7 protein-coding genes are annotated in these 5,652 nt (G+C 65.7%); 1 reads left to right on the top strand and 6 read right to left on the bottom strand.

Annotated elements, in window-relative coordinates; translation table 11 throughout:
* Window positions 1-230 precede the first annotated feature (230 nt).
* Window positions 231-1,379 carry a glycosyltransferase family 4 protein gene (locus tag ACXWUF_RS17290; protein WP_458495864.1) on the bottom strand — a complete coding sequence of 383 codons (1,149 nt, stop codon included), beginning with the start codon at window positions 1,377-1,379 and terminating at the stop codon, window positions 231-233.
* 52 nt (window positions 1,380-1,431) lie between these two features.
* Between ACXWUF_RS17290 and ACXWUF_RS17285 the strand changes: the two genes are divergently transcribed.
* Window positions 1,432-2,331: a hypothetical protein gene (locus ACXWUF_RS17285; RefSeq protein WP_458495863.1), complete on the top strand. Its 900-nt coding sequence runs from the start codon at window positions 1,432-1,434 to the stop codon at window positions 2,329-2,331.
* Window positions 2,332-2,353: 22 nt separating this feature from the next.
* On the opposite strand, the gene ACXWUF_RS17280 is transcribed toward ACXWUF_RS17285, so the two are convergent.
* The 5 genes from ACXWUF_RS17280 to ACXWUF_RS17260 form a co-directional block, all read right to left on the bottom strand.
* Window positions 2,354-3,412, bottom strand: coding sequence for a hypothetical protein (locus tag ACXWUF_RS17280; protein ID WP_458495862.1), 1,059 nt, complete (start codon window positions 3,410-3,412; stop codon window positions 2,354-2,356).
* Between the two features lie 6 nt (window positions 3,413-3,418).
* Window positions 3,419-4,261: a hypothetical protein gene (locus tag ACXWUF_RS17275; protein ID WP_458495861.1), complete on the bottom strand. Its 843-nt coding sequence runs from the start codon at window positions 4,259-4,261 to the stop codon at window positions 3,419-3,421.
* Window positions 4,245-4,691: a hypothetical protein gene (locus ACXWUF_RS17270; protein WP_458495860.1), complete on the bottom strand. Its 447-nt coding sequence runs from the start codon at window positions 4,689-4,691 to the stop codon at window positions 4,245-4,247. The genes ACXWUF_RS17275 and ACXWUF_RS17270 overlap by 17 nt, the downstream gene beginning before the upstream one ends.
* A 145-nt stretch (window positions 4,692-4,836) precedes the next feature.
* Window positions 4,837-5,010 carry a hypothetical protein gene (locus ACXWUF_RS17265; protein WP_458495859.1) on the bottom strand — a complete coding sequence of 58 codons (174 nt, stop codon included), beginning with the start codon at window positions 5,008-5,010 and terminating at the stop codon, window positions 4,837-4,839.
* A gap of 36 nt (window positions 5,011-5,046) precedes the next feature.
* The coding region (locus ACXWUF_RS17260; RefSeq protein WP_458495858.1) for a protein-L-isoaspartate(D-aspartate) O-methyltransferase at window positions 5,047-5,652 on the bottom strand (606 nt) is incomplete at its 5' end.

The raw sequence follows: 5,652 nt of genomic DNA, 5'->3' as shown, positions 1-5,652 counted from the left end.
TAGCCCGAGTGCCGGGCGGATTCCCGGAGGGAATCTGCAAGGCCCACGACCGGGCGTAGAGCCATTTGTGGAGCCACGTCCCGATCCCCTTGTTGGGTCGGGACGGGTGAACGCAGGGCGTCCGGGGCTGCCGAAGGCAATCACCGCCCGCGGAGAGGGCGATTCGGGCAGGGAGGCCCGAATCGCACTATCAGAGCGTGGCGCACACCGACCGTGCTTCCATCAACCAATTAAACGCACCTCCTTGCGCGGGCGATGTCCTCGTAAATGTCCATCATCCGGGTGCCGCACTCGTCCCAGGTGGGAAACCGCGTCAGGGAGGCCCGCACCCGCCGCCGCCATTCGGGCAACTCGGCGCGGCGCTCGTGGAATTCAGCCAGGGCCGCGACCAGTCCCGTCAGGCAGCCCGGTGGATGCAGCAGGCCGTTGTCCCCGTGCGTCACCAAGGGCCGCACCACCGCCAAATCCGCCGCCACCGTCGGCAGGCCGTGGGCAAAGTAGTCCATGATCTTGACCGGGCAGCAGCCTTGTTCGGCGTTGCGCTCGGTTTTTAAGAGCGGCGCCAGCCCCAAGTCGTAATCCGCCAGCACGTCCGCGAACCGCCCGCGCTCCACCGGCGGATGCAGTCGCACCCGGTCTTGCAGGCCGTAACGGGCGATGCGCTTCTCCGCGTGGTGCCGCCATTGCCGGGCGCCGACGCCGTAGATGTCCAGGGTGTAGCGTTCTTCCAGATGCACGAAGGCCCGCAACGACCAGAGGATGCCTTGCCAGGGGTGGAGTGTGCCAAGGTAGATGGCGCGCAAGGCTCCCTCTCCCGGAAGGAGAGGGTGCTTTTCAGTCGGCACGGGCACCGGATCATAGCCATTGGGAATCACCCGAATCCGTCCCGGCTCCGGGATGTGGTAGCGCCGCAGCAAGCATTCCCGGATGCGCTCGGACGGGCAGACGATGGCGTCGGCCCGGCTCAGGCAGGCTTGCTCCCAATCCCGCAGGACCGCCAAGGCCCGCGACCCGGCGTTGCGGTACAGATAGGGCAGCTCGATGGACGGCAGGCCGTTGACCTCGTAGACATTGGGCAGCTTCAACTCGCCCGCCAACAGCCCTTCCCAGGGCGTGCGGAAATGAAACACTTGGGGCCGTTCCCGCACCAGCCGCCGCCGCACGAAATCGCGGAAGGCCAGCCCACGGCGGAGATAATTCTTCTCCCGGAGCGCCGCTGGTACATGCAAGAAACCGGCTTGGGCAGGCAAGGCGATGTCGCCCAGGGTGATAAGTTCCAGCCGGTGCCGGCTCAGCGCCGGGCGGCAGTTGGCGAGGATGTGGGTGGACGCGGCCTTGAAGGAAGGGACTTCGTCGAAGCTGGCGTAAACAATGCGCATCGCGGACAATTTGGGTGTGTTACCTTTGGGTTTCGGCCCCGGAGAACGCGCCATGATCCGAAAAACACTCAACCGCCTCAACCCCACCCGCCAGTTGCCCAAGCCCATGCGGCGTTATTTGAGCCTGCCCAATTGGCTACTCATGGCTTGGCTGGTGATTTCTGGGGCGCTGCTCGGGCCGTCGCTGTTGGATCGTACCGGCGCGGTTGCCACGGAATCCCCGCCCATCGCAATCGAGCCGGTCGAGCCAACCGCGCTAGAGACGCCCGCGCCGGATAACAACGTCGCGCCTGCGAGGGTTGGCTTCGACTCCGCTCAGCCAATGGGTTCCTCCGCCGCCACGCCTGCGAGCGCTGGCTTCGGCTCCGTCCAGCCAACGAATTCCCCTGCCGCCACGCCTAGCGTCTTGGCTCTGGCGGGTGATTTGGATACCCAATTACGCCCCGGCGCGGGTATTTACGCCACGGGCAGCGCCAACTTTTCGCTGCAACGCAACGGCGACCGGGTGGAACTCACCCGCCCCGGCCAGCCGGTGTTGCTGTTGGAGGGCGATGGCGAATCCCTGCGGATGAGGACGACCGAGGGCAGGCTGGTCTATCGCCTCAAGGTGAAGGAGGAAGATCAGGGCAAGATTTATGACGGGACCGACAGCTTCCTGTTCCGCCTGAAATGCGAGGCCGAGGATGGCGAGGACGCCTGCAAGCTGTACGGCCCGACCGGCGAGAAGCTGAGCCGGGTGAAGTTCAAGGCGGACAGCTTCAATGTCTATGGACCGAACGGGGAGCGGCTGTACAAGGGCAAGTCGAAGAGCGGCGTGTGGGAAGCCAGGGACGAGGCCGGGCGGACGGCGCTGAGCCTGCGCGGGGCCGGGAGTTTGCGGGAAGCGGCGCTGTTGGCCCTGCCGGTGGAGCCGGCGGTGCGGGTGCTGTTGTGGCGGCACGCGGGGCGGTGACGGTGGAGCGGGCCACTTGAGCCTACCCGCCCGCCGCTACCTTCGTCGTGAACGCCGACAACTCCCGCACCGTCTTCAACACCAGCGCCACCGGCGGCAAATCCCCGGCGGCGAGGTCGCGGGACGCGGCGAATTTTTTCTTCTGAACGACCACCAATTTGCCCGCCGCCGGCTCGCGGCGTAGAAGGCTGGCATAACCGCCGGACTCCGCTTGCCATCGGGCGGCAAGTTGCCGAAAGCGGTCCCCGTCCTTCGCGTTCATACTCGCCAGGGCAGGATGTTCGACACGGTAGCAGTGGGCCACCCGGTGCTTGCTGCCCTTGTCCTTCAACTTCTTGCGGCCCTGCTTGAACTTGTCGATACGGCGGTGCAGCGTCCGCAAAGTCAGCCCGGCGTCCCCGTCCAGCTTCGCCTTGAATTCCAACAGGGTGTCGTCGTACGTGTGGAAGATGTAGGCACCGCGCTGGTCCTTCTGGAACGCCATCGTCCAGGCCGGTGGGAAGGGATTGCAGGACAGCGTGCAATCCGCGTCGGGCGGCAGGTCGCGCAGCAGGGGCCGCAGCACCCCGTCCAGGTAATCCAGTTCGAATTCCTCCACATACACGCTTTTCAGGCGCAGCCAGACGATCCACCGGCTGGCGAGGAACATCCCCAGCCCCGCCCAGGCCCAGGCACCCAGCAAGGGGCGGTAATTGGTCGGCTGATCCATGACGGCGAGGACCGCCGGTATCAGTTCGGCCAAAGTCGGAAGTCCGAAGAATCCCGCCGCCACCAAGCCGATGACGATCCAAGCCTTGCCGCCCGGCGACCGGCGCTGGCGCGGATAAGTCCCGAACAGCACCGCCAGTCCCCAGCCGAACAGCAGGAACAACGCGGCCATCCCCACCAGCGGGGGGAACAAATGGCCGAACTCTTTGAATAACCGGGCCATGATAAGGCTGGCGAATAGATAGGCGAGGCACGCCGCCAGCAGCACCACGCCATAGATGACGCGGTATTGCCGCAAGCGCCGCGCCTGATTGCGGAATAGCCGGAATAGCTTGAGCAGGCGGGCGGGTTCGGCGCGGTAGTTGAAGAACATGGGGGTTCACTCCGTCAGCGAATTGAGGAGGGTGGGCCAATCGGGGCGGGTGTTTTCAGCCACGGGGACGACGGGCGCGGTCAGCCAATCCAACAGCGGGTCCGGCCCGGTTAGCGTCAGGCCAAATAGACCGGCGCGGCGGAACTGGTCATCGTGGCGCTTCTTCACCGGCAGGAAGCGCAGGTCCAAGCCCATCCCGAGCAACTCATAGAAACTGTGGTAGCCCGCGCCCACCACCAGCAGTTTGCGGCAACGGAACGGTGGGTCGGCGCGGCGGCGGTAATCCAAGCCCAATCCAGCGCGGCGGGCGGTTTTTGCCAATACGGCCAACATCTGGCCTGCGCAGCGGCCCGCCGGGTCCAGCACGGTGAAAGTATTTCCGCCGCTTTCGATAGCCAGATGCTCGGCGTCGATGATGTAGCCAGCGGCCTTAGCCCCGGCGGGGGCTTGGTCCCATTCGCTGCGGTGCGCGGGATAGGGCGTCAGCGCCCGGTCATACAACGCGGGTTGGCCGGGCAGGTTCCAGCCGTGCCGGGCGATGAGGGCCGTTTGCTCAAACCGACCCAGCCACGCCGCGTCGAGTTCGCCGCGCCAGCCCGCCGGGAAAGTATCCACGATCAGCCGCCGGGGTAGATGTCGGCTCCATTCCGCCAGCGCGGGGGCGTCCAGGGTTTCGGCGTAAAAACGTGGCCCGGTGGAATCCGGCAAGTATCGGTCGGAACCGGGCCGCACCAGCAGCGCCGCCGTCCGCCCGGCCCACGCCAGCAGGCGTTGAATCAAGAAACCCCGGCGAGCGTGGCCGTGCCCGCCGCCGACCGCGTAAATCAGCCATTCAACTGTCGAAGCCATCGCCCCGCTCGGCGTCCTTGTCGTAGTCCGACACGGCGTCAAAGGCGTCGTAGTCTTCGCTGTTGAAGGGTTCGTCGCTTGTCGCCTCGGCATCGTCGGCATAGTGGCTGGGCGTCATGGACGCTGAATGGCCGCGACTCCCCGAATTGTCATGCCAGCGGGTGTGGCGCGAGGAGACAGCGGACCAAGCCATGCCGTCGTCATCATCGGCGGCGGTGTCGCGTCTGGATTCGGCATAACAGGCGGGACATAGCATCGGGGCTGGAACCAGGTCTGGCGCCGGAATGCTGGGCGATTCGGGCCGGGCGTGTTCCCGGCACAGGGGGCATTGGCAGCGGACACATTGAGTCATGGCGGGGCGGGCGCAAGGCCGGACGAAGATGGCGCCGGAGGTGCAGCCGCACAGCAGGGTTTCGGGCGAAGCGTTCATGGTTCACCGGGACAGGGTTGAAGCGGTGGAAGAATCGCCATTCCCTGGCGAGGTGCTGGAATTCTAGCGGGGTAATCCGCCGTGCGGGGGCTTTTCGGCGATGGGATGGAGCGAGGCGGGGGAAGCCAGCCTTGGCGGGCGAACCTTACGGCTTGCAATATTCCGTGGTGGGCAAGGCTTGCTTGATCTCATAGGGCGTGCCGGGCGAGAGGATGAATTCGCTTTCGCCCTGCCCGTGCGCTGTGCCGATCCAGTCGTAGGTGTAGCCAACCCCGGTCCAAGGCACGCCCGGCGCGGCCATGAAGGATGCGTCCGTCACACAACCTGGAAGCGAGTTTTTTGCGACGGGAGCCTTTCAGACGCTTTCAGCGTGCAAAAACGGCACGAACGCCACCGGCAACACATCCCGAGATTCGACGGCGCCCCCCTCCCCTTTCCGCGCCAGCGTCAACACCTGATCGCCATAAGGCACGCCCAGGGGGATCACCAGCCGCCCGCCCGGCTTGAGCTGCTCCAGCAAGGGCGGCGGAATTTCCGCAGCGGCGGCGGTGACGATGATGGCGTCGTAAGGGGCATGTTCCGGGCAGCCGTAATAGCCGTCCCCGGCGATGATTTCGACGTTGGCGTAACCCAGACCGGCCAACCGTCGCCGCGCCGTCTCGGCCAGTTCGCCGACGCGCTCGATGGAATAGACCCGCCCGGCCAACTCGGCCAGCACCGCCGCCTGATAACCGGAGCCAGCGCCGATTTCCAGCACGACGGATTCGGAATGAAGCTCAAGCAGGTCGGTCATCAGCGCGACGATGTACGGCTGGGAAATCGTCTGGCCGAAGCCGATGGAGAGCGGGGAATTGAGATAGGCGGCGTCCGCGTAGTCCGGCGGCACGAAGCGGTGCCTCGGAACCTTCGCCAACGCCGCCAGCACGGCGGGATTGAATCGCTCACGGCCAGTGAACGGGGC

Source organism: Methylomagnum sp. (assembly GCF_054333355.1).
Note: the sequence above shows the minus strand (reverse complement) of the source record. Positions and strands in the feature narration are given on the sequence as shown.

Coding starts and splice junctions, on each gene's coding strand:
- ACXWUF_RS17290 (WP_458495864.1), bottom strand. CDS start 1,379: ATGCGCATTGTTTACGCCAGCTTCGACGAAGTCCCTTCCTTCAAGGCC.
- ACXWUF_RS17270 (WP_458495860.1), bottom strand. CDS start 4,691: ATGAACGCTTCGCCCGAAACCCTGCTGTGCGGCTGCACCTCCGGCGCC.
- ACXWUF_RS17285 (WP_458495863.1), top strand. CDS start 1,432: ATGATCCGAAAAACACTCAACCGCCTCAACCCCACCCGCCAGTTGCCC.
- ACXWUF_RS17280 (WP_458495862.1), bottom strand. CDS start 3,412: ATGTTCTTCAACTACCGCGCCGAACCCGCCCGCCTGCTCAAGCTATTC.
- ACXWUF_RS17275 (WP_458495861.1), bottom strand. CDS start 4,261: ATGGCTTCGACAGTTGAATGGCTGATTTACGCGGTCGGCGGCGGGCAC.